Source organism: Pandoraea pnomenusa (assembly GCF_000767615.3).
GTDB classification, from domain to species: domain Bacteria; phylum Pseudomonadota; class Gammaproteobacteria; order Burkholderiales; family Burkholderiaceae; genus Pandoraea; species Pandoraea pnomenusa.
The window spans coordinates 3,541,012-3,563,909 of the sequence record NZ_CP009553.3 but is presented as its reverse complement, the minus strand read 5'-3'; the positions used below and the strand labels follow the sequence as shown (position 1 = coordinate 3,563,909).

20 protein-coding genes, 1 other RNA gene and 1 other annotated feature are annotated in these 22,898 nt (G+C 62.1%); of the genes, 8 read left to right on the top strand and 13 right to left on the bottom strand.

Features of this window, described 5'->3' with window-relative positions; translation table 11 throughout:
- Positions 1–5: 5 nt before the first annotated feature.
- The 3 genes from LV28_RS49540 to LV28_RS39990 are packed head-to-tail and all read left to right on the top strand — an operon-like array spanning position 6 to position 3,331.
- Complete coding sequence (locus LV28_RS49540; protein WP_306629260.1) at positions 6–1,055, top strand: lysozyme inhibitor LprI family protein; 1,050 nt, start codon at positions 6–8, stop codon at positions 1,053–1,055.
- Entirely contained in the window at positions 1,052–2,695 is a 1,644-nt protein-coding gene (locus LV28_RS49170; protein WP_218026219.1) for a hypothetical protein, read from the top strand. The genes LV28_RS49540 and LV28_RS49170 overlap by 4 nt, the downstream gene beginning before the upstream one ends.
- Positions 2,696–2,749: 54 nt before the next feature.
- A complete protein-coding gene (locus tag LV28_RS39990; protein ID WP_048806582.1) occupies positions 2,750–3,331 on the top strand; it encodes a hypothetical protein in 582 nt (193 codons plus the stop codon).
- A gap of 198 nt (positions 3,332–3,529) precedes the next feature.
- On the opposite strand, the gene LV28_RS39985 is transcribed toward LV28_RS39990, so the two are convergent.
- Both LV28_RS39985 and istB read right to left on the bottom strand, forming a co-directional pair.
- Complete coding sequence (locus tag LV28_RS39985) at positions 3,530–4,276, bottom strand: hypothetical protein (RefSeq protein ID WP_038620621.1); 747 nt, start codon at positions 4,274–4,276, stop codon at positions 3,530–3,532.
- Positions 4,277–4,353: 77 nt separating this feature from the next.
- A complete protein-coding gene (gene istB, locus LV28_RS39980; protein WP_038618124.1) occupies positions 4,354–5,139 on the bottom strand; it encodes an IS21-like element helper ATPase IstB in 786 nt (261 codons plus the stop codon).
- Positions 5,140–5,237: 98 nt separating this feature from the next.
- On the opposite strand from istB, the gene LV28_RS39970 reads away from it, so the two are divergent.
- The 3 genes from LV28_RS39970 to LV28_RS39960 all read left to right on the top strand — a co-directional run bounded on the left by LV28_RS39970 (position 5,238) and on the right by LV28_RS39960 (position 7,736).
- A protein-coding gene (locus LV28_RS39970; RefSeq protein WP_115344378.1) for an IS3 family transposase occupies positions 5,238–6,475 on the top strand; the annotation gives its coding sequence in 2 pieces (ribosomal slippage) (positions 5,238–5,529 and positions 5,529–6,475; 1,239 coding nt in all).
- Positions 5,519–5,635: a sequence feature (AL1L pseudoknot), on the top strand. It overlaps the preceding gene by 117 nt.
- A 74-nt stretch (positions 6,476–6,549) precedes the next feature.
- The gene (locus LV28_RS49595) at positions 6,550–6,876 is read left to right on the top strand and encodes an IS3 family transposase (RefSeq protein ID WP_023597417.1); all 327 of its coding nucleotides are present in this window, start codon (positions 6,550–6,552) and stop codon (positions 6,874–6,876) included.
- Entirely contained in the window at positions 6,873–7,736 is an 864-nt protein-coding gene (locus LV28_RS39960) for an IS3 family transposase (protein WP_025249651.1), read from the top strand. The genes LV28_RS49595 and LV28_RS39960 overlap by 4 nt, the downstream gene beginning before the upstream one ends.
- 209 nt (positions 7,737–7,945) lie before the next feature.
- Here LV28_RS39960 and ssrA read toward each other — a convergent pair.
- The 6 genes from ssrA to LV28_RS39930 all read right to left on the bottom strand — a co-directional run bounded on the left by ssrA (position 7,946) and on the right by LV28_RS39930 (position 16,710).
- Positions 7,946–8,317: a transfer-messenger RNA gene (ssrA, locus tag LV28_RS39955) on the bottom strand.
- 29 nt (positions 8,318–8,346) lie between these two features.
- A complete protein-coding gene (locus LV28_RS39950; RefSeq protein ID WP_048806583.1) occupies positions 8,347–12,333 on the bottom strand; it encodes a DUF748 domain-containing protein in 3,987 nt (1,328 codons plus the stop codon).
- 113 nt (positions 12,334–12,446) lie between these two features.
- Positions 12,447–13,172 carry an HAD-IA family hydrolase gene (locus LV28_RS39945; protein WP_081255971.1) on the bottom strand — a complete coding sequence of 242 codons (726 nt, stop codon included), beginning with the start codon at positions 13,170–13,172 and terminating at the stop codon, positions 12,447–12,449.
- 1 nt (position 13,173) lies between these two features.
- On the bottom strand, positions 13,174–13,872 hold the full coding sequence (ubiG, locus tag LV28_RS39940; protein ID WP_023873764.1) for a bifunctional 2-polyprenyl-6-hydroxyphenol methylase/3-demethylubiquinol 3-O-methyltransferase UbiG: 699 nt from the start codon (positions 13,870–13,872) through the stop codon (positions 13,174–13,176).
- A gap of 319 nt (positions 13,873–14,191) precedes the next feature.
- Entirely contained in the window at positions 14,192–15,325 is a 1,134-nt protein-coding gene (gene ald, locus LV28_RS39935; protein ID WP_025249392.1) for an alanine dehydrogenase, read from the bottom strand.
- 98 nt (positions 15,326–15,423) lie between these two features.
- Positions 15,424–16,710 (bottom strand): D-amino acid dehydrogenase, encoded by a 1,287-nt coding sequence (locus LV28_RS39930; protein ID WP_023596784.1) that lies wholly within the window; start codon positions 16,708–16,710, stop codon positions 15,424–15,426.
- 104 nt (positions 16,711–16,814) lie between these two features.
- On the opposite strand from LV28_RS39930, the gene LV28_RS39925 reads away from it, so the two are divergent.
- Positions 16,815–17,303 (top strand): Lrp/AsnC ligand binding domain-containing protein, encoded by a 489-nt coding sequence (locus LV28_RS39925; RefSeq protein WP_023596783.1) that lies wholly within the window; start codon positions 16,815–16,817, stop codon positions 17,301–17,303.
- Positions 17,304–17,313: 10 nt separating this feature from the next.
- Here LV28_RS39925 and LV28_RS39920 read toward each other — a convergent pair whose 3' ends face one another.
- The 5 genes from LV28_RS39920 to LV28_RS39900 form a co-directional block, all read right to left on the bottom strand.
- Positions 17,314–18,432, bottom strand: coding sequence for a PA0069 family radical SAM protein (locus LV28_RS39920; RefSeq protein WP_048806584.1), 1,119 nt, complete (start codon positions 18,430–18,432; stop codon positions 17,314–17,316).
- Between the two features lie 216 nt (positions 18,433–18,648).
- Positions 18,649–19,602 (bottom strand): Rossmann-like and DUF2520 domain-containing protein, encoded by a 954-nt coding sequence (locus LV28_RS39915; RefSeq protein WP_023596781.1) that lies wholly within the window; start codon positions 19,600–19,602, stop codon positions 18,649–18,651.
- 18 nt (positions 19,603–19,620) lie between these two features.
- Complete coding sequence (locus LV28_RS39910; protein WP_023596780.1) at positions 19,621–20,070, bottom strand: TM2 domain-containing protein; 450 nt, start codon at positions 20,068–20,070, stop codon at positions 19,621–19,623.
- Between the two features lie 9 nt (positions 20,071–20,079).
- Positions 20,080–20,895 carry an META and DUF4377 domain-containing protein gene (locus tag LV28_RS39905; protein ID WP_038620625.1) on the bottom strand — a complete coding sequence of 272 codons (816 nt, stop codon included), beginning with the start codon at positions 20,893–20,895 and terminating at the stop codon, positions 20,080–20,082.
- A 186-nt stretch (positions 20,896–21,081) separates the two neighbouring features.
- A complete protein-coding gene (locus LV28_RS39900; protein WP_080685392.1) occupies positions 21,082–22,296 on the bottom strand; it encodes a PQQ-dependent sugar dehydrogenase in 1,215 nt (404 codons plus the stop codon).
- 223 nt (positions 22,297–22,519) lie between these two features.
- Here LV28_RS39900 and rpsP point away from each other — a divergent pair, with 223 nt between their 5' ends.
- Entirely contained in the window at positions 22,520–22,771 is a 252-nt protein-coding gene (rpsP, locus tag LV28_RS39895; RefSeq protein WP_017234865.1) for a 30S ribosomal protein S16, read from the top strand.
- The last annotated feature ends 127 nt before the right edge of the window (positions 22,772–22,898 follow it).

Genomic DNA, 22,898 nt, shown 5'->3' with positions numbered 1-22,898 from the left:
GACTCGTGGCAGTGGACGAAAACGATAAGAAGAAGCAAGGTAAGGGCTTCGCGGGACTGAATGAACTCGTATCCGACGTGGATACAACGTTTCCGCATGCGGCAGAGAGGGTGACCGCTGGCTCACCTGAGACCGCGTCGGAAGCTAGACGTCCGGATTCTCAACCAACATCTCCCAAGTCGCAATCCGCACAGCAGGAGCCTTACACACCGGCGAAACAATCCGGAGGCGGTTCATCCAGTGGGAAATGGATGATTGGAGTTTCAACTGTGATCGGGGTGCTCGCGCTCATCGGCCTGCTTTATAAGACCGCCCCAGCACCGGCTCCCACATACGCGCCCCCTGCGCAGACGGCGACGCCCAGTTATTCGCCTCCTTCGGAACTGCAGCAGGTGCCGTCGCGTCCGACTGAATCAACACCCCCGATCGGACAAGACCTCGTCCTTTCGACGGAGCAAATTCAATATTGCCAGGCAGAGAACATCCGCATGGACGGTGCGAAATCTGCACTCAACAATTACAGCAGCGACGACGTGGATAGGTTCAATGCAATGGTGGCAGATTACAACAGCCGTTGTGGGAGTTTCCGCTATCGAAATGGTGCGCTGGAAAGTGCTCGACGAGATATCGAGCCGTACCGAAATCAGCTTCGCGCCGAAGGGATGATGCGCTTCGCCCCAGCGCCGACCACAACCGGAGTTGCGAGAGGGATTCAGCCTGACGCTAATGCCAGCGTTAACGCGGCTTCTGCAACGCCTGAAAGTATCGGTACCACATATCCCACAAGTTTTGATTGCACGAAAGCGCGCTCAATTCCTGAATACCTGATCTGTCACGACCCTGAGTTAGCCGCGGCCGATGTGGAGTTGGCCGGTATTTATCAACAGGCGAAAACTGCCGCTTACGATAAGCAAGCATTTGCAGACAGAACCCGCAAGCAGTGGAACTACAGGGAGAAGCATTGCAGTGACAAGCAGTGTGTGGCTGCGTGGTATGCCTATCAAAAAGACATTCTGACCAAGATTTCGCAGACTGGGGATGTAACTTCCAAATGAAGACAACTCTGCATGTGTCGCCTTTTGCCATATTAGGCGTAACGACCCGCGACGACCGCAGGCGTATAGTCGCGGTAGCGGAAGAGTTGTCTTTGGAGCTGGATCACGACGTTTGCCAGAAGGCGCGTTCCGACCTGACAAATCCGCGAAACAGACTGAGCGCGGAGATCGCATGGCTTCCCGGCGTTTCTCCACGGAAAGCAACCCAGTTGCTCGAAAGCTTGCTTAGCAATCCAATGGCCGTAAGGCGAGAATCGGGTCTGCCTACGCTCGCTCATCTGAATCTGCTGGCTGCTGCGTTCGGGCAGGTGGACGACGAACACGATGCGGCGGACTTGGCTGGTTTCATACAGGAAGTCGCGTACCTCGCCGATAACCTTGATCCCGAAGATGTTCTGCGGGATATCAATGAAGATCGCGCAGTCTCCGGCTTCCCGGAAGTACGAGCAATCGATCAGATCGAAGCCGAACTTGCAGAACGCAAGCGGTACTACTGCAGCGTCATCAAAGGCGCGCTTGATAGGTTGCCGACAACGGCGCTGGTCCAGGTCATGACGGACGTTGTCGATCGGGTTACGGCTGGTGGCGAGAACCACGCGCCTGAGTTGCTTGATGAACTTGTTGACAGCTATGAGGTGGAAACCCAAGGTTTCCTTCAGGCAGAAGCTGAAAATCTTCACAAGCTTATCGAAATTGCTCGTGGTTCGGCGGGCTCTGGCGAGGCTGCCGTCAAACCGTATGTGGACAAGCTCGAGGCCGTTGCACGCAATTGGGATAAGGTCGCACAACCCATTCAAGTTAGCTTCAAAGCTCGCGGCATTGATCACGATCCGAGCCGAAAGCTGGCATGGTCCATTCGCAGCCTCGCGATTGACATCTTCAATGACCACGGCATACTGAAGCAGTCTCAGCGACTCACGAGCCTACTCCAAGAACTTTTTTCCGAAGTGCCAGATGTTTCTGATCGGGTGAGGGAAGATTCGGAAGCACTTGCGGATATTCAGCAACGCCGAAATGAAGCAGATGCGATTAATCCTGTCAGGAATCTTGTTGAAACTGTATTGAAGGGTGTTGATCAAAATCCGAATACGGCGAACAGTGATGGAGATCGTTTGTTGATCGAGGGGATGTCCCTCCTGAAGGCCGCATCTCTTAAGGCTGATTCGCTGACGTACCGTGAAGGTCAGGACATAATTGCCGCAGGTGTGATGCAGTGTGCGATCGCTTTCGGAAATGAAACTTCAAAATGGGCGATTTGCATTTCCCTTCTGAATAAGGCCTTGGGGTTGGCGACGGATGCAAGCCTCAGAAAGAAAATTAACGACAATCTGATTGTCGCTCAAGGAAATCAAGATAATTTTGGAGATCTTGAGCCGATCAAGAGTGCCCCGTCTTTATATACAATAAATGGAATCGGGGTAACTCTTTATGGAAGAACTGACCCAAAGCCTGACGGGTCATATATGGCAACCTATTATTTTGTGTTTTTTGCCATTCCGCTCATGCCGATAACTCGCTACCGTGTAATTCCCAATGGTCGTGGATACCGATTCTTGGGGAAGGGTAAGTTAAGAGCGTTTGATAAGTTGCACATTGCGATCTTCCTCGGTGTAATTTTGCTCGTATTATTTAATGGGTGATGACTGATAGCGGTAGGCAAGGGCAGAAGCGGTCATCCCTCTTTGAGAACAACAATGAACAATGCACCAACCACTGTCAATTTCGATTTAGGCACTCTTCTCGACGGAGATATCCTGATTCTCGCCGCAGAAACGGAAGATGATATTGGGTGTATCTTGCGTCTCCACCTTCAGGTCGAGCAGATGCTCGACTTCTATCTCAGCATAAAGCGCACGGCCGACATCGCTCCATTTGTTCGGGAACCTCGCGACTTCAGCGGAAAGCTGTCTATTTCGGTAGCTTTGGGCTTGCCTTTATCTTTCGCCTCCGTCGCGAAGGAGGTCAACTCAATTCGCAATCGTCTTGCACATGAGCATAAGGCGACCATCAACCCCGACGCCGTAAAGCAGTTAGTACGCACAGTCAATGCCGTGCGTACTCTTCTCCCTGATTTACAACCAGTTGAGCGCCGCTGGATCGAATTGCCGCAAAAGAGGCCAAACAAGCGATACACGTATGGCGAGGGGGAATACCGCCTCGACTTCTTTCTTGCGGTCGCTGCGTTCCTTGGTGCTGCGGTGCCGTGGCTAATCACGCAGTTCGCCCCCGAGTTCACGTGCTCATCGACTAGTGCGAGTCGAGCGGCCAGTTTGTGAACTCAGCCAGCCACCCTGTTCAGTTCAGAGCTAAAATCGTCCCAAACGGACGTCGAACTGTAACGACTCAATGTCTTGAGCGGGGCGTCCAAATGGATGGCCGAACTGAGTTGCGCGATTTGAGGCTGCTTATGCCCAGCTAGACGACTCCCACAGTTCGACGGAGGAACTGGCTAGGCAATGTGTGCTCAGATCATCTCACCAAGGCTTTCCGTTCTTCGCCATATAGCTGTCAAAAAGTTTCTGCATTGCACTCGGGTCGCCAAGCTCATACGTTTCTTGAGATTGCCCCGGTTGCCCAAGTTGCCCAAGTTGCCCAAGTTCCTCGGGATCAGCGTCGAGCGGGCGAGCAGGATCTCCAATCGCATCTGCGGGCAATGCCCACTCGTGCCAAACGTCCCCTCGTCCGTTGCTCACCCTTTCCGAGACCACGCCCAATTTTTCCTTGGCACTTCGCAGCATCTTTGGCGTGATGCCATCATCCTCTGCGAGAGAATTGATTTCTCGGACTGGCACCGGCCCGTCCACCAACAGCCGCATCAAGAACTCCTGTGCCCTGTTACGTGGACTGGAGGCCAGTTCGTTCTTCTTGCTTGCCGCCCACTCGCGAAGATCCGAGGGCGAGGCGGGTAGTACCTTGCTGTGCCAAATGAGGCGGCTTGTGTCGATCTCTCGGCCGTCTCGGTCATTTACCCATGCCGGATGGATTTCGTAGAGGCGTCCGCCCCCCGTCTTTCCGATATTGGTTTTGGCGCGAATCAAGACGCCCACGGAAGGGCCGTCTTCGTCGTAGTTGGGAAGCTCAACCCGCATCGCGATCAGTACGTGACGTGCCAGATTGCTGAATGCTTGGCTTCCGACTAGGCTCTTGACCAAATCGCCCTTTTTCGCGTCTTTCACAAGGTGACCTGCCCACGTCTGCATCATGGCGCGGCGTTGCTCCATAAATGTCAACGCCGGTTTAAATCTGACCCACCTTCCGGCGTATCGCCGAAGTAAATCTGACCCACCCAGGCTCCGTGTCACGCGGCGGCTTTCGCGCCTGCGCGTGTAGTTTGTCCAGCTTTCCGTTTGTCCTTCAGCCGATAGCTTTCGCCTGCAATCTGCACGATGTGCGCGTGATGCAGCAGCCGGTCGAGCATCGCCGCAGTCAGCGTCTGGTCGTCGGCAAATGCCGTGGCCCACTGCGTAAATGGCAGGTTGCTCGTCAGCACGATGGCTCCGCGCTCGTATCGCTTGGCCACCACGTTAAAAAACAGATTGGCTTCCTCGCGTCCAAACGGCAGGTAGCCGATTTCATCGATAACCAGCAGCTTCGGGCCAACCACGGCGCGGTTAAAAAACTCCCTCAGCCGGTTCTGCTGCCGGGCTGTGGCCAACTGCATCATCAAATCGGCGGCGGTCGTGAAGCGCGTCTTGATTCCTGCCTGTGTCGCCCGATACGCCAGGGCGCAGGCGATGTGCGTTTTGCCCACGCCAGATGGCCCGAGCAGCACGACATTCTCGGCCCGTTCGATAAACGCCAGCCCGGCCAGCTCCTGGATTTGGGCTCGCGGTGCGCCGCTGGCGAAGCCAAAGTCGTATTGCTCCAGCGTCTTGATGCCCGGCAGGGAGGCCATCTTGGTCAGCGTCTGGCGCTTGCGTTCCTCTCGGGCATCCCGTTCGGTCAGCAGTAGCTGTTCGAGGAAGTCGGCGTGACTGGCATCAGCGTTGGCAGCGTTCTGGGCCAGCACGCTCCAGTCGTTCCCGATGCGGTCCAGTTTCAGTTCGTCACACAGCCCTGCAATGCGTTCATGCTGGAGATTCATGCTGCCACCTCCAGCAAGGCTGACCATGCCTCGATTTCGCGTACAGCATGAATCGCACCGGATTTTGTGGAGGCTCCAACTCTTGAGAGAATGGAGCAATGAACAAGAAGCCAAGCAAGTTTTCCCCGGAAGTCCGAGAGCGCGCAGTGCGCCTGGTACGCGAGCAGCGTAGCGAGCATCCTTCGATGTGGGCGGCAGTCGAATCGATTGCGCCGATGATCGGCTGCACGCCGCAGACGCTGTTGGATTGGGTTAAGCGCGACGAGGTCGACCGTGGAGAGCGCGATGGCGTGAGTACGGCCGAGCGTGAACGCATCAAGGCCTTGGAGCGCGAGGTCAAGGAACTGCGCCGGACCAATGAGATTCTCAAACTGGCGAGCGCGTTTTTCGCCCAGGCGGAGCTCGACCGCCGTTTCAAGTCCTGAAGGCCTTCATTGATCAGCATCGCGACACCTTCGGGGTCGAGCCGATCTGCAAGGTCTTGCGGATTGCCCCGTCGGGCTACCGACGCCATGCAGCACAACTTCGCGATCCGTCGAAGCGCTGCGCCCGCGCGAAACGCGATGAGCTTTTGCAACCGGAGATCAAGCGTGTCTGGCAGGCCAACATGCAGGTCTACGGCGTGCCGAAGGTCTGGAAGCAGATGAACCGGGAAGGCATTGCAGTGGCACGCTGCACGGTCGGACGGTTGATGAAACTGCAGGGCTTGCGTGGCGCAGTTCGCGGTAAGCGTGTTCGCACGACGATTCCCGAGGTGACCGCGCCGCGCCCGCTGGACCGAGTCAACCGGCAGTTCAAGGCTGACCGACCGAATCAGCTCTGGGTGTCGGATTTCACGTATGTCTCGACATGGCAAGGCTGGCTGTACGTGGCATTCGTGATCGACGTGTTTGCCCGCCGTATTGTTGGCTGGCGCGTCAGCTCGTCGATGACCACGGACTTCGTTCTGGATGCACTTGAACAAGCGCTGTACGCCCGCCAACCGGGTGAGGACGGGACTTTGATTCATCATTCCGACAGAGGGTCTCAATACGTCAGCATCCGCTACAGCGAACGGCTGGCTGAGGCCGGCATCGAGCCGTCGGTCGGCTGCCGGGGCGACAGCTACGACAATGCGCTGGCCGAGACGATCAACGGCCTGTACAAGACGGAACTGATTCATCGGCGCGCCCCTTGGAAAACGAGGGAATCCGTCGAACTGGCAACGCTGGAATGGGTCGCCTGGTACAACCATCATCGGCTGATGGAACCGCTCGGCTATATCCCGCCTGCTGAAGCTGAGGCAAACTACTACAGGCAACTCAGAAATGCCGCTGACGTGTCCGCATTAACTTAAACCAACCAGCCTCCACGATTCCCGGTGCGGTTCAGCAGGAATTTTGTTAATTTCCTGTTTGTACGGAGGATTGCATGTCAGAGAAGTCAGTGCCGAAAAGGCAATACACGAACGAGTTCAAGGTTGAGGCCATCAGGCTTGCCGAAACAGTCGGGCAGCATGAAGCGGCGCGCAGGCTCGGGGTGCCAGTGGCAACGTTAGGGAACTGGAGTCGGCGTAGCCGCAGTTTCGAAGGCGGTATCGAGACGAGTGGTCGTGACGTGAGCGCTGCACGTGTTACGCGCCCGATCAGCGAGTTGGAGGCAGAGAACAGCCGGCTGCGCAAGGAACTCGCCAGCGCAAAACTGGATATTGAAATTCTCTCAAAAGCGACGGCGTACTTCGCGAAGGGGTCGCGGTGAAGTACGCCTGGATCGACGATCACCGCGACCAGTACAGTATCACCCGTCTATGCCAGATTCTGGGCGTTTCACGCAGCGGATATTGCCAGTGGCGCGTTCGCCCACCCAGCGCGAGGGCGCAAGCGAACGCGGCCCTGGATGTGGAAGTCGCGGCGATCCACCGCAAGCATCGTGGCACCTATGGCCGCTCCCGCATCGTGCGTCAATTGCGAGCCCAGGGTCGCACGGCGAGCGAGGAGCGTGTGCGACGTAGCTTGCGACGTCAGGACTTGCGCCCGGTCTACAGGCGTGCCTATCGGGTCACGACGGACTCGGCGCACAGCCTGCCCGTAGCGCCGAACCTGCTCGATCGTCGTTTCAACGGATGGCAGCCTGATCGTGCCTGGGTTAGCGACATCACGTTTGTCAGGACCGGCGAAGGCTGGCTGTATCTCGCAGCGATACTCGATCTGGCGAGCCGACGCGTAGTGGGCTGGTCAATGTCCGAACGCATCGACGCCGAGCTTGTTTGCCAGGCACTGCGCAGCGCGTGCTGGCAACGCAAACCGGCGCCAGGACTGCTGTTACATTCCGACAGAGGGGCCCAGTATGCAAGCCGGGCGTACCAAAAGCTGGCTGCCGGATACAAGGCAACGATCTCTATGAGCCGTCGTGCCAATGCGTGGGACAACGCCCCTATGGAAAGCTTCTTTAAGACCCTGAAAGTCGAGAGAATCTATGAGGTCCACTACGAAACTCGAGCGCAGGCTCGTTTGGATATCGTCGACTGGATCGAGGGCTATTACAATCGAGAGCGTTTGCACACCTCTATAGGATTTCTTACCCCTGTCGACTACGAGGCCGCGTTGATCGCAGCATGATCTACTGTACGTGGAAACGAGGCAGGGTCAGGGGTAGCTAGGGTGTTGGGGTAACTGATTTGATGCGTTATCCCGTTACCCCAGAAGTTACCCTAATGAAGCGTTGGCTTCAACCGTATCTTGCCGGACGACCTTGGATGTAAAAAACCCCTAGGAGGCTGATTTTCCTAGGGGTTTTGGTATTCAGCGTATCACGCTGAACTATCAAATGGTGGAGCCGGCGGGGATCGAACCCGCGTCCGCAAGTACTCCACGATCAGTTCTACATACTTAGTTCTGTCATTTGATTTAACCGTATTGTCGCGGACGAACACGCTACGCAACAGCGATCCACTAAGTTTTCGACCTCGGCGTCGTGGCGCCGCCAAGGCTTAACTGACGTGTATGACCTCTGGCGGTATTGCTACCGGTCTTGCGACGCTAGTCCGTCAGTGAACTAGGCAGAGGACGGCGGCCCTTAGGCTGCCAGTGCGAACGTTTCGTCGTTTGCAGTTACGTTTTTTCCCATTGATTAACGAGGTGACGGGTCCTCGGTATGCCCTGAATCGCTTCGCTACCCACGTCGAAACCATGTCGGCCCCGTGGAGTGACCAATTATGACACAAATGGCTCACTTCAGTGCAAAGTCGACCCGCGTCGTCGCCCCCTTGTCCTTGATGCCGTCAGCGTTCAGTTTCGGCGCCACCACGAACAACCGGTCGGATGCAATCTTGCCGTCCAGCCACGATCTCACCCGCTGCGCCCGGCGCTCCGCCAACGCCCGCAGGTCGTCGTCGCCCACCTTGATGTTCGTCTCCATCAGCTTCTCCATCTCGTCGTCCGGCAGCGACTTGGCGAACCCGATCATGTTGCGCGGCTTGGCGAAATCGGCCGCCTTGTAGGCCGCCGTCAGGTACTTGCTGCGCTCCTCGGGACTCACCGTCACGCTGTCCACGTCGATGCTCTCGCCCTTGCCGACCATCGACTTCACCTTCTGCGCCTTGATGGCCCGCTCGACGGCAACGCGACGCAATCCGTCAGTGTCCTTGGCCGGATCCACCCGGCCCTCGATGTCCAGCTTCAGCGCCGTACGGTCGTTGAGCGCCTTGACCAGCGTTTCCAGACGTTTCTCGCTCTCCGGCGTGAGACGGGCACTGCCCGGCGCGAACTCCACGTAGCCCAGTTCCTGATCGCCGCCGCCGAACGCCGACGCCAACAGGCTGAACGGCGCCGTGACCGCCTTGACGATCAAGTTCACGAACGCCCGGAAAATCACGCCGCCAAGACTGAACTGCGGATCCTCAAGCGAACCGGAAATCGGAATGTCCACGTCGATCTCGCCGCGCGAATTCTTCAGCAGCGATACTGCCAGCCGCACTGGCAGGTTCGTCGCCGTGGGGCTCTCCACGCGGTCGCCGAATGTCAACTGGTCGATGAAGATGTGGTTGTTCGCCGTGAGCTTCGCCTGGTCGAGCAGATAGTGCACGTCCACCGTCAGCTTGCCCTTTTCGATCGGATAGCCGGCGTACTTGGTGGAATAGGGCGTCAGGTTGGTCAACTCGATGCCGTCGGCCTTGGCGCCCAGATCCACGAACGCCATCGGCGCGAGCGGATTGATCTTGCCGCTGATGTCGATCGGCGCGTTGCGATTGACCTTGCCCTGCAGGGCAACCTCGGCCGGCTCGGTCGTCGCGGTGCCGAACGCCCCGATGCGCCCGCCGATGTCGGTCAGGTTGGCGGTGTAGTTCGGCTTGACGAAGTTGTCGGTGAAGTTGATGTTGCCGCCCTGCAGCGTAATACGCCCGATATGGACGTCGGCCGGCAGCGCCTTGCCCGTGCCGTAACCCGGGCCGCGCTGCACGGTCGTCTCGCCCGGCTTCTGTTCCTTCTTCTCGACTTCGGTCGGCTGCCCGGCCTCGACCGCCGACGCCGCGGCGTCGAGCGGCGGCCTGGCCGGTGCGCCGTCAAGCGGAATGCCCTCGTTCGCCCGGGTAAGCGAGCGCGGCGCCGCTTGCTTGTTGCCCACCACGTCGGCCAGGTTCAGGCGCCCGTTGGCGTTGATGATCAACCGCGCATAGAAGCGCGACAGCGCAATGCTGCCCAGCTTCACGTTCGGCTTGCCACTGCCCACCGCGAGGTTGATCTGCTGCACCGACAGGGCGTTCCAGCGCATGAAGTCGTCCGTCGTCACCTTGTCGAGCAGACGCACATTGCCCAGCGTGGCATCGCCGCGATAGGTCACCTGCGGCGTGTCGCCCTTCATCGCGAACGTCGCGCGCCCATTGCTCGAGAGCAGGGCGCTGGCAATACTGGCATTGAGCTCGTCGCTCATGTACGAGTCGAACGCGGCGAGGTCGAGCTGCTGGGTTTTGACCTGCAGATCGCCCGAGAGCGGCTGTGGCGTGACGTTGCCCGAGGCGTTGAGCGTGCCCTTCTTGTTGAGGGTGCCCGCGACTTCGAGCTGCAAGGGCTTGCCCATGTCCTGCGACGCGCCTCGCACCGTGACATTGAGCGGCGCAAACCGCGCATTGATCGGACGGCCTTTGACGGCGCGATCCTCGAAGCCGATGCTCGCATTGTCCAGCACCACCTTGCCGACCTTCCACTGCCAGCCACTCGCGGCTGGCGCGCCCGAGCCGCCCGCCTTGGCAGACGTCTTGCGCCCACGCTCCGTACCGACGCGGGCATCGACACCCTTGCCGGTGGCCGTGGCGGCCTTCGGCTTTCCGTCGCCGGTCAACGCCAGCAGGTTGATCTTGCCGTCCTTGTCGCGGCGAGCGGACACGTCGAGTCCGCTCACCGTGACGTCGTCGAGCACGGCCTGCCGCGCCCCGAGATCGAAATGGGAGAGCTTCGCCTGCGCCTTGGCCAACCGCAGCGGTGCGTCGCCCTTGATGCCGGTGAGCCATTCGACCTTCTCGAGCGTCGCCGTGGCGGGCGAAATCTGGACGTTCGGTTGCTTGTCGGGCGCGAACGCCGCAGTGAACCTGGCCTGCGCGCCGACGGTGCCGCTCTTCAGGTCGCCGGCCAGAGCGCCCTGCGCGAAGGGCAGCAAGGGAGCAAGGGCGATGGCCTCGGCGTCGAGCTCACCGCTGGCGTTGTACGCCGGCAGGCTGAACTGGCCGTGCGCCTTCAGCGAGCCGCCGCTCTGGAGGCCGAGCGACGCGTCGTAGGTGGCCGGATCCTTGCCCAGCGTCGAGAACTGCTTCACGCCGATCTGGATGTTCTCGAGCGCGAGGTTGGCGGGTTTCGCGCCGCGCTCGTCGGTCAGGCGCAGCTTGCTGTTCACGACCGAGAGTTCGCCCACGAGCAGGTCGAGCGGCGTGGGCTGCTCGGCGGCAATGGCCTTGGCCTGCGCGGCTTCGGCCGCAGAGGCGGGCGTGGCCGGGCGTGCCGTTTGCTCCGCCGCCACCTTGGGCGCCGACTTGGCGGCTTCGCTTGCCTGCGGCGACGCGGCCGCCTGATCGACCGCCTTGCCCACCGCCTTGATCACGGGGCGCTGCGGCGCGAGGGCCTTGGCGACATTGATCGAGCCATCCTTTTCCAGGGTGACCTGCTGGTCGAGCCCGTCGATGCGGACGCTGTCGATGTGATAAATGTTGCTCAGCGGCTCGACCTTGCCAAGCTTCACATCGATCTGCTTGACGGCAACCAGCGGCGAACCGTCGGGTTCCTTCACGACCGCGTCCGACAAGCCCGCCGTGCCCGTGAGCAGAACGTGATTGCCTGCCTTGTCTCGCGTGAAGCGCAGCTTCAGATCGGTGCTGATCGCGCCGCTCTTGATCTGCGCGGGCACGGTCATGGGCGAATAGCCGAGGTACTTCGGCACGTCGAGCCGGTCGAGCTTGATGTCGACCGTCGATTCGAGCGAGTCGGCGAACGGTTTTGTCTGCCCGGAAATGTGCAGCGGCGAGCCGTCGATGGACGCCTGCAGCAACGGCTGCACGAAGATGTCGGTGTCGGCCGGCAGGTTCGCGATGAACGGCACGCCGATCTGGAGATTGTCGACGACGTGCTTCTCGTTCTGCACGGTGTCGTCGAAGCGCACCGTGCCGTTCCTGATCTGGACGTTGTTCAGTGCAAAGCGCGCCGGCTTGGACGGCTCGGGCGAGGGCGGACCCGCCGTCGCGCGGTCGATGATGTCAGAGAAGTTGAAGCGTTGGGGCGCGGTGCGCACGATATTGATCACCGGCGTATCGACATAGAGCTCGTCGACCACGGGGGCCAGGCGAAACAGCGAGCCCCACGACGCGTTCACACGCAGCATGCCGACGTCCACGAAGGGCTGGCCCGGCGTCTTGTCGCCGATGTGCACCTGATGAAGGTCGAGGCGCAGCGTGTACGGGTTGAAGCTCACGTCGCCCACGCTCACCGGCCGTTGCAGGTACGTCGAGAGCTTGTCGACGGCGTAGTGCTTGAGTACCGCAGGCACCGTGAAATAGCCCACGACGCCGAAAACCGCAATGACCGCGGCGGCCCACAGGCCGCCTTTGCGCGCGCGTCGGCGTACGTCGGGGTCGCGCCCGAACGCTTGTGCGCGGGCGACGCCTTGTTGCAGACGGTTGCCGCCCGCGGAGGAATTCGTTGAGGGTTTGCGATCGTTCGCTTGCTCGGCCATGCGGTCTCCCGTAAGCAGCCAGTGAAGCACGCGCCGCGCCACTGGCGCGCGGCGGGACAGACCCGGGACCGGCCGCGGCAGCGGACGGGCCCCGGAAGGTCATGACGCGACCGTCAGGCCGGCGGCATGACCAGCGGGGCGATCGCGCCCGCGCGTTCGACGACGGCATCCGCCTGCCATTGGGCAGGTGCGAGCGAGTCGCCGCAGTAACCGTAGGCGGCGGCGACCGTGGCCATGCCGGCCGCCTTGCCCGCCTGAATGTCACGCAGGTCGTCACCAACATACACGATCCGCGCAGGCGCAATGCCGATGCACTCGGCGGCATACAACAACGGCGCGGGGTGCGGCTTGCTGTGTGGCGTCGTATCGCCCGACACCACGCAGGCAGCGCCGTCGGCGAGGCCGAGCAGCTTCACGAGCGGATCGGTCAGGCGTGCCGCCTTGTTGGTGACGATCCCCCACGGCAGTCCACGCTCGGCCAGCGCGGCGAGCAACGCCGGAATGCCGTCGAACAGTTGGCTGCGCACGCACAGGGCGGCTTCGTAATTGGCAAGGAACGCGTCGCGCAGCGACGCAAAGGCGGCATCTTCCGGGGCGACACCGAATGCACTGCCAATCAAACCGCGCGCCCCGTGCGACGCTTGCAAGCGCAGGGTTTCGTAAGGCCCGGGCGGCATGCCGCGGTCGATGCGCACCTTGTTGACGGCGGCAACGAGATCGGGCGCCGTGTCGGCGAGCGTGCCGTCAAGATCGAACAGCACGGCGCGCACGTCGCCGTCGAGCAGTCGCGCCGACGCGCCGTAAGACGAAGCGGAAACCAGGACGGGGGGTTCGAACATATCAGGCGTCACGCGTGCACGCGACCAGGTAATTGACGTCGGTATCGCGATTGATCGCGTAGCGCTTGCTGATCGGATTGTAGGTCAAGCCGCGTAAATCACGGATCGTGAGGCCGCTGGCACGGGCAAACGACGCAAGCTCCGACGGGCGAATGAATTTCGCGTAATCGTGGGTGCCGCGAGGCAGCATGCGCAGGAGGTACTCGGCGCCGACCACGGCCAGCAGCCAGGCTTTCGGATTGCGGTTGAGCGTGGAGAAGAACACATGCCCGCCGGGTTTGACGAGCGTGGCGCATGCCGCCACGATCGACGCGGGCGACGGCACGTGTTCGAGCATTTCCATGCATGTCACCACGTCGTACGTGCCGGCGTCGCGCGCTGCGAGGGCTTCGGCCGAAATTTCTTCGTACTCGATGGAAAGTCCGGCTTCGAGACTGTGCAGATCGGCCACGCCCAGCGCCTTCGTCGACAGGTCGATGCCTTTGACGCGAGCGCCCTGGCGCGCCATCGATTCGGTCAGGATGCCCCCGCCGCAACCGACATCCAGCACGCGTTTGCCCTGAAGCGGCACGTGTTGCTCGATCCAGTCGAGGCGCAACGGGTTGATCTCGTGCAGCGGCTTGAATTCGCTGTGCGGATCCCACCAGCGGTGGGCCAGTTCACTGAATTTGTTGAGTTCTTGCGGATCGGCGTTCATCAATTGCTCGTGGACATTGACGGCTTCGGGCAGGCGGGGAGCCGCGCGGTGGCGCGTGCCCGGTTGCCGGGGACGCCGGCGCGCCGTCGAGATGGGAGAAGTATAACGAAGTGAGTGCGCCCATGTCCAAAGCGCAAGGCGTGGCGCGGCTTGTCGGAAGACGGTGTCACGCGGGCAGGAGGCAGGGAGGCAACGGTGGCGTGTCGTCGGCGTGCCTTGCCGCGCGAGCGAGCGGGCGAACGTCCGTCGGACGCTCACCGGCACCGCGACGCCTCATCGTCGAATACCGTGAAGATGGCGAGGGCGTCAAATAGCGAGCCGGTCAGGCGGCAGCAGGCAGGTTCGCCAGTACCGCGCCGGGCTCGTGATAGGCGAGGCCGAGCGCATCGGCGACCCCGCGGTTGGTCACCAGGCCGCGCGCCACGTTCAGGCCCGCCAGCAGGTGGGGATCGGCGCGCATGGCGGCGACCGGCCCATGATCGGCCAATTGCAGGATGAATGGCAGCGTCACGTTGTTCAAGGCGAAGGTCGAGGTGCGCGGCACGCCGCCAGGCATGTTGGCCACGCAATAATGGACCACGCCCTCCACGACATAGACCGGATCGGCGTGCGTGGTGGCATGCGACGTTTCGCAGCATCCGCCCTGGTCGATGGCAACGTCGACGATCACGGCGCCCTTGCGCATTAAGCCAAGCATGGCGCGTGTGATCAGCTTGGGCGCGGCGGCGCCGGGGATCAGCACGCCGCCAACCACGAGATCGGCGTCGCGCAAGTGCGTTTCGATGGCGTGCTGCGTCGAATAGACCGTCTGGACGCGCCCGCCGAACTGCGCGCTGATGCGGCGCAGTGCGTCGACCGATTTGTCGATCACCGTGACTTGCGCGCCGATACCGACGGCGACCGTCGCGGCATTGGTCCCCACCACCCCGCCGCCGAGAATGACAACCTTGCCGGCTTCCACGCCCGGCACGCCCGAGAGCAACAGACCAAGCCCGCCGTGGGTCTTCTCCAGCGCGGTGGCGCCGGCCTGGATCGACATGCGTCCCGCGACTTCCGACATGGGCGCGAGCAACGGCAGACCGCCATTGGCGGACGTCACCGTTTCATACGCGATGCATGTTGCGCCACTCTGGATGAGGTCGCGGGTCTGCTCCGGGTCGGGAGCGAGGTGAAGGTAGGTGAAGAGCGTGTGGTGAGGACGCAGCCGCGCCCGTTCAACGGCCTGGGGCTCCTTGACTTTGACGATCAGCTCGGCCCGGTCGAAGACGTCGACGGCATTGGCGGCAATGTGTGCACCGGCGGCAGCGTAGACGGTATCGTCCATGCCGATGCCCGCACCGGCTTGCGTCTCGATCCACACCTCGTGCCCGCGTGCCACCACTTCGCGCACGGCTGCGGGCGTCATGCCTACGCGGTATTCGTGGTTCTTGATCTCCTTCGGTACACCGATTTTCATGATGCGTCTCCATTGTTGTGATGTGACGGCAATATGAGCACCTTCACGACCGCACGTGCCCCAAACAAAAACGGCACCCTAAGGTGCCGTTCGTGACATCAGGCGAAGGCCGGTTGGGCCTGCGCATCGGGCGCGCCGCTGTAGCGCGCCACCGACAGATCGTCGGCGAGAATGGCGGGTCGGCGACCTGACATCAGATCGGCCAGCAATTGGCCGGAGCCGCACGACATGGTCCAGCCCAGCGTGCCATGGCCAGTGTTCAGGAACAGATTGCGCAGGGCGGTGGCGCCGACGATCGGCGTGCCGTCCGGCGTCATCGGGCGCAGGCCGGTCCAGAACGAGGCTTCGGCCGTGTTGCCGGCGCCCGGATACAGATCGTTGACGACCATCTCCAGCGTGGCGCGGCGCGCGGGATTGAGCGTCTTGTCGTAGCCGACCACTTCAGCCATGCCGCCCACGCGGATGCGGTCGTCGAAGCGGGTCACGGCAATCTTGTACGTTTCGTCGAGCACGGTGGAGACCGGTGCCCGTTGTGCGTCCGCAATCGGTACGGTGATCGAGTAGCCCTTGAGCGGATATACCGGGATGTCGACGATGCCGCGCAGGAACGGCGTGGAATACGAGCCGAGGGCGACCACGTACGCGTCCGCGCGCTGCATCATGCCGGCGCACATCACGCCTTCGATCTTGTCGCCCGCGACCTGCAGGCCGTCGATCGGCATGTCGTAGCGAAACTTCACGCCGAGCGCCTCGGCCATGGCCGCCAGGCGCGTAGTGAACAACTGGCAGTCGCCGGTTTCGTCGTTCGGCAGACGCAGGCCGCCGGTGAGCTTGTGCGACACGGCCGCCAATGCCGGTTCGGCACCCGCGAGCGCCGAGCTGTCCAGCAGTTCGAACGGCACGCCGGCGTCTTGCAGTACGGCAATGTCGCGCGCAGCGTTTGCCAGTTGCGCTTCGGTGCGGAACAGTTGCAGCGTGCCGGCCTGACGGCCTTCATACGGAATACCGGTCTCGGCACGCAACGCGCGGAAGCAGTCGCGGCTGTATTCGGCGATCCGCACCATACGCTCCTTGTTGACGGCGTAACGCTCGGGCGTGCAATTGCGCAGCATCTGGTAAAGCCACTTGAGCTGAGTGAGCGTGCCGTCGGGGCGAATGGCAAGGGGGGCGTGCTTCTGGAACAACCACTTGATGGCCTTCGTCGGAATCCCCGGTGCGGCCCACGGCGACGCGTAGCCGGGTGAAATCTGGCCGGCATTGCCGAAGCTGGTCTCGAGCGCCGGACCCGCCTGGCGATCGAGCACCGTGACGTCGTGCCCGGCCTTTGCCAGGTAGTACGCGCTGGTGACACCGATGACGCCGCTGCCGAGAACGATGACCTTCATTGCGTTGACTCCTGTAAAACCATGGTTATCCAGTAATAATTCGCATGCTATTCTCGGATTCGTAGGTTTAGTTAATGTATATGGTCTGAATTCAGGAAAAAATAATGAGAGTTCAGCAGCAATCGGTCCGAACGCTGGACCGGCTCGACCGGCGCATTCTGACGTTGCTCCAACAGGACGGCCGGATGTCCATGAAAGACCTCTCCGAGCAGGTCGGGCTGTCGATCACGCCGTGCATCGAACGGGTCAAACGAATGGAGCGCGACGGTGTGATCATGGGCTACTTTGCCCGCGTGAATCCGGCGGCGCTTGGCGCGGCATTGCTGGTTTTTGTCGAGATCACGCTCGATCACAAGTCGGGCAACATGTTCGACCAGTTCCGCCGCGAGGTGCTGCGCATTCCGGAGGTGATGGAGTGCCATCTCATCTCGGGGGACTTCGACTATCTGATCAAAGCGCGCATTCGGGAGATGTCGGAATACCGCAAGCTGCTTGGCGACATCCTCCTGCAATTGCCCGGCGCGGTGCAGTCGAAGAGCTACGTTGTGATGGAGGAGATCAAGGAGACGCTGACGATCGCTGTCGAGGAGTGAGCGTGCGTGCTCAGAAGAGCGGCATCTGCGGGTTGGCACGGCTGTCGGCGTGCACGGCGGGGGACGCCGGCGGCGGCACCTTGAACTGATCGGTGCGCAGCGGCGGTCTGGCCTGATTGAGCCCCAGCTTGCGCGCGGCAAGATGAAAGCGCTGGCGGATCAGTTCGGCATGCAGGCCGGTTCCCGTCATGCGCTTGCCGAATTCGGCGCTGTTGTGCTTGCCGTCACGCACTTGCTCGATGAGGCTCATCACGTGGCGTGCCCGCATCGGGTAATTCGCCTCCAGCCAGTCGACGAAGACGTCGTGCACCTCGCTCGGCAGTCGCAGCATCACATACCCGGCGTAGGTCGCGCCCGCCTCGGACGCCGTGCTCAGCACGCGCTCGATATCGAAATCTGTCAGCGCCGGCACGATCGGCGCCACGATGACCCCTGTGGGGATTCCCGCATCGGTGAGTTTTCGCACGGCCTCGATCCGGCGCGCCGGCGTGTTGGCGCGCGGCTCCATCCGGCGTGCGATGTCCGCGTCGAGCGTGCCCACCGAAATGAACACCCGGGCCAGTCCACGTTGCGCCATGCGCGACAGGATATCGATGTCACGCGTGACCAGCGCCGATTTGGTAGTGATACCTACCGGATGGCCGAACGTCTCCAGCACCTCGAGCACGCTTCGCGTGATGCGGTACTCGCGCTCGATCGGTTGATACGGATCGGTGTTGGCGCCGAGCGCCAGCATGGCGGGCCGATAGCCGCGCTTGCGCAGCTCGGCGTCGAGCCGCTCGGCGGCATTGTGCTTCGCGTACAGGCGGGTTTCGAAGTCGAGTCCCGGCGACAGGCCGAGGTAGGCGTGGGTGGGGCGCGCGAAGCAGTAGGTGCACCCGTGTTCGCAGCCTCGGTAAGGGTTGATCGAGCGATCGAAGGGAATGTCCGCCGACGTGTTGCGCGAGATGATCGTTCTCGCACTTTCGAGCGCGACCTGCGTGACGAATTTGACTTCACATTCCTGGGCGGCGTCCGATTCATGACGGGTTTCGTCGCTCTCCCTGCGGTATTCGGAAAAGCGCGATTCCAGGTTGGCGACGGCGCCTCGGCCCTTGCGTGACGAGGGCGGCGCGAATGAGGAAGCCATGACACCTCTCCTTGATGGCGGTCCAGAACGCGAACGTGCGGCATTCGCGAGGGATGCTTGTCATTATACTGTGTTTTTGTACAGTATTTTGGCGAGGCGACAATGTCGGGAAATCGCGGGGCGAAGGGGTTGTGTCAAGGGCGCCGGGCTTCGGGGACGAACGCGACCCCTTGCCGTGTGGCGCGGGGTGGGGTGGTCCGGTGTGCCTGGCGGCGACTATTCGGCGCTGTCGTGTGGCGTGGGCGCCGCGGCGGCGGGGGGCAGATAAGGTGCGATGGCGCGGGCAATGGCGTCGAGGGCCGCGCCATCGGCGCCGGGGCGCTGGCGGGCGAGACGTATGGCGCGCAGCGTGAGAAGCGAATACAGGGTGGCGTGGTTGCCGCCCATGGAGGCCAGGGCTTCCGTATGCCGCATGACGATGCCCGCGTCGCCGCGCGACACTGGACCGGCGAGCGCGCCAGACAGTCCGCGTTCGCGCGCGGCGTTGAGCGTTCCCATGACGAGCGGCCACATCGCGTCGCGCGCTGCGTCTTCGGGCATGCCGACCGCGTGCCAGAGCTGTGTGGCTTCTTCGAGCAGGCAGAGCAGGAAGCTCGCGGCGTAGTTGGCACCCGCGTGATACCGCATGCGTTCCCCGGCAGGGATGGACAGGGCGCGGCAGCCAATCGCATTCGCCAGCGCGTGCAGCGCATCATTGAGCGGGCCCTCGGCCTCGATCGTGATGGTGCTGCCGGACAGGCGCGTGGCGTCGTCGTCGAGGCCGGCGAAGAGGAACAGGGGGTGAAAGCCGCCAATCTCAGCGCCGTGGCGCGCCGCTGGGGCCAGCAGTGCAACTTCCGACGCCCCGCTGCAATGGACCAGCGCCTGCCCGGCACGAGGCGCGAGATGCGAGGCGCAGGACGCGATGGCGTCGTCGGGCACGGTCAGGAAGACAAGATCGGCGTGCGCGAATACGGCACCCATTGCCTCCGGGCGGTCGATCGCGATCGCGCGGCATCCCGAGGTGGCGTCGGCCACGCGCTTCGCGGCGTCGAGCCGGCGGCTGGCGATCACCGTCACATCGTAGCCCGCGTTCGCCGAGGCGCTCGCGAGTGCTCGGGCCACACGTCCGGCGCCGACGAAGCCGAGTGTCGGCCGGACATTCGGGTTGGGGGTGTGCGGTGTGCTCACGTTGGGCGGTTGCGTAAGTTACTGCGAGAGGCGGTTCGGCGTGTCGTGCGTTTCAAAGTAGGTCTGGAACGCGACAGCAAATCCGACCATCATGAGCATCGCCCCCACGAAAAGCGAGACGGCAACGATGATGACGGCCGTCCATCCCGAACGAGACTTCAGTGGGGTGCCGGTATTGAACTGGGCGTTCCACCGTTCGTCCGGACGAAGTCCGTAGACGATGGCGGCGAGGAACGCCGAGAACAGCGAAATCGCGCCCAGGATCGTCAGTGCCCAGCCCGCGGGAGAACGCAGCTCGCTCGTGACCAAAAGCCCCCAGCCGGCGACACCGCACGCCGATCCCGCGATATGAGCCCAGCCGAAGCGATCGCGCAGACCGTACAAATAGAAGCGATGCAGGCCGAGCGTGCCGAACAGCATCGCCAGGCCGGCGGTCAGGGTTTTGGATTTATAAGCGACTGCGTTCATTTGGAATGGTTATCGGGCAGGCGTTTCGCGGATGACTTCGACCAGCGTCCAGCGCATGTTCGAAGCGTCGGCGGGCGGATTGACGACGGGTTCGCCGTGGATTTTCACGCGGTATTCTACGCCCGGCTTCCAGTCGAATCCATCGATGTGGGCGTACCACAGTTCCCAGGGCGAATTGCGCGAATCGTCGGCGTTGCGCACCCGCAGGCACTTGCGTGGCGCGACGCCGACGCAGTCGGCCATTTGCGAGTCGACGTCGAGCACGCGGTCTTCGGTCCTGGCTGCGCCGCCCGCGCCCGCGACGGTGCGATTGAGCAGCGTCTGGGATGCGTAAGTGAGCTTTTCGCCGTTCGTGGTGGCCAGCGTCAGCTGCGTGCCGCGCCGCTCAAACGTCGTGACCGTGGGCAGGGTCTTCAGATAACGGTCTTCGAACGTCATCGAATCCTGGCAGGCCATTCGGGTCGAAGCCGGCGCCTGGATCGTCAATTGGCCATTGCCGGGCCCGACCTTGTACTGCCCGAAAATGCGGTTGCAGCCGCCAGTGCCGGAAAAGGCGCCCTTGTCATTGAACGTCAGGTTGATCATGCGGCCTTCCGGCAGGCTCGGGAGGTTGGTCGGGCCTTCCCATTTCGTGAGTTGCCACGTGCCGATCAGATCGGCGGCGGTGGTGGCGGCTGCGGTGCCGCCGGACGGTTCCGCTGCCGGATTGGCGCCGCCGCCGCCGGAGGGCGCCGCGCAGCCGGCCAGCAGGGCGGCAGGCACCAGCAGGGTGGCCAGATAGGTCGCGAACGAGGAGGGCAGGAGCGAGAGTCGGCGTTGGTTCATGATTTTGTATGGGAGTGGTTGCGCGGAGGGCAGGAACGGCGAAGCGGTCACGATGGACCGCGCGTGGCAGGTCCGAACGGCGCCGTGAGTACCGTGAATCGTTGACCCGCCCGGGGGCGGGTCAGTTCCTTCGTGGCCGTTTTGCCGCAAGCGGCGGGCATGTCGATGGTTCGTCATCCGGGCACCTCATGGCTTTCGGTAGGTGATGCGGTAGATCGCGCCGGCGTAGTCGTCGCTGATCAGCAGCGAACCGTCGGGCAACGTCAGAAGGCCAACCGGGCGGCCCCAGACGGTGTCGTCGTCTGCCAGCCAGCCTTGCGCGAACACCTCTTGTTTCGTGACGGCGCCCCTGGCGTCGAGCACCACGCGTACGACGCGATAGCCCACCTTGCGGCTTCGATTCCATGAGCCGTGTTCCGCGATGAAAATACTGCCGCGATAGTTCTCCGGGAATTGCCTGCCTGTATAGAAGCGCATGCCGAGGGCGGCCACATGCGGCCCCAGTCTGGCCATCGGCGGAGTGAAGGCCTCACACGTTCTCATGCGTCCGAATTCGGGATCGGCGACATCCCCCGCATGACAGTATGGATAGCCGAAATGCTCGCCGGCGCGCGTGAGCCGGTTCAGTTCGTCGTCCGGGACATCGTCGCCCATTTCATCGCGGCCGTTGTCGGTGAACCAGAGCGTGTTCGTGCCGGGTTGCCAGTCGAAGCCCACGGTATTGCGTACGCCACGGGCAATGACCCGCCAGTCGCTGCCATCCGGTTTCATACTGCCGATCATGGCGTAGCGGTTCTCGTCGCGCCTGCAACTGTTGCACGGCGCACCGACGCCGACATACAGGCGTTTATCCGGGCCAAAGGCGATATAGCGCCATCCATGGTGGGTGTCGGTCGGCAACTTGTCGAAGACAACCACCGGCTTCGGCGGATTGTCGAGGCGATTTTCGATGTCGTCGAACTTGAGGATGCGTGACACCGCAGAGACATACAGCGCGCCATTGCGCATGGCGACGCCCACGGGCATGTTCAGTCCCGAGGCGATGGTCCTGACCTTGGCAGCATAGGCGCGCGACGGATCGAGTGTGATGGCGTACACCTTGCCTTGTCCTCGGCTGCCGACGAAGAGCGTGCCCTTCGGTCCGAGCGACATGCCGCGCGCTCCGGGAACCTGATCGGAGAGCACCTCGACGTAAAAACCCGGTGGGAGGGCCAGACGTTCGATGGGGAGGGCGTCGCGAGCGTTCGAAAGCGAGGGGGCCAGCGCGAATATGACACTGGCCAATAGATAGGTCGGGGATGCGTGGCGGACGCGTCCGGCGATCTGCCCTGCAAGCCGTGCCAGCCATGTCGCCGTCGGGGTGCGCCGGACGCGGTGCCGTCCATCGGGAATTCGTCGCATGCCGGACTCGCTTCGCTCAAAGGATGGATGCATTGTAGACCAGCGCCTGCGGCGGCCAGCATCGCCGTCCCAAGGGCCCTGGGGGGAGCGCGCGACGCGCCCAATCGGGACGGGGCTGGGCGCCGGGCGTCCGGTGCCTGGGGAAGTGTTTGTTTTGACGAGGGTTTTGCGCTATAATCACGCGTTTTCTGTCCGAACACTTCTGGATTCACAAGGATTTATCATGGTCGTTATCCGCCTTGCTCGCGGCGGCGCGAAGAAGCGCCCGTTCTACAACATCGTTGCAACCGACTCGCGTAATCGTCGCGATGGCCGCTTCATCGAGCGTATTGGCTTCTACAACCCGGTCGCTGCCGAAGGCACGGAAGGTCTGCGTATTGCTCAGGACCGTCTGACGTACTGGCAAGGCGTTGGCGCACAACTGTCGCCGACCGTGGCTCGTCTGATCAAGCAAGGCGCCAAGGCTGCTGCCTGAGCGTTGCGCTGATCAAGCTGTACGCATTGCTGTCGGCGTGCCGATGGCATGAGAATTGAACGGCGGTGCCTGCTCCCGAGTGATCCGGAGCGGGCATCGCCGTGTGTTCGTCACAACGTTGGATTGG